Source organism: Zoogloea sp. (genome assembly GCF_023150065.1).
Classification (GTDB): Bacteria; Pseudomonadota; Gammaproteobacteria; order Burkholderiales; family Rhodocyclaceae; genus Zoogloea.
Map to the genome: position 1 here is coordinate 1 of NZ_JAKLLN010000195.1, position 565 is coordinate 565.

Consider the following 565-nt stretch of genomic DNA (forward strand, 5'->3'; position numbering starts at 1 on the left):
GTTGCCGGCGCCGCCGTCGAGCACGTCGCCTTCGTCGGGCGCGTAGTGGGGGTTCTCGCCCCAGTTGGAGAGCAGCAGGTTGTTCTGCGCGTCGCGGGCGATCCACCAGTGCGGGGCCGCGGCGATCAGGGTGGCGCCATCGGGCACCGTCGGCAGGCTGCCCTGGTAGGGTGCCCAGCTCGACGAGCCTTCCAGGTAGTCGCTGCCCTCGCCCCCGCGCAGCACGTCGCTGCCGCTGCCGGCGGCGAGCCAGTCGGCACCGTCGCCGCCTTCGAGCAGGTCGTCGTCGGCGCCGCCCTGGAGGGCGTCGTTGCCGATGCCGCCGTACAGTTCGTCATTGCCGCCGCTGGCGACGAGGACGTCGTCGCCGTCTTCGCCGTAGAGCTTCTGCTCGCCGTCGCCGTTGCTGATCCAGTCGTCGCCGAGCCCGCCCCAGCCTTCGGCGCCGGCGAGGCCGAGGCTGATGCGGTCGGCGCCGGCGAAGCCGAAGACGCGCTGGTTGGCGCTGTCGGCGGCAAGGTGATTGTCTTCCTCGTCGCCGCTCTTGGCGCCCTGGGCCACCGCC

1 protein-coding gene is annotated in these 565 nt (G+C 72.9%); it reads right to left on the reverse strand.

Going from position 1 to position 565, the window contains the following annotated elements:
• On the reverse strand, nucleotides 1-565 hold a 565-nt coding region (locus tag L6Q67_RS24240; protein WP_296576287.1), incomplete at both ends, for a calcium-binding protein.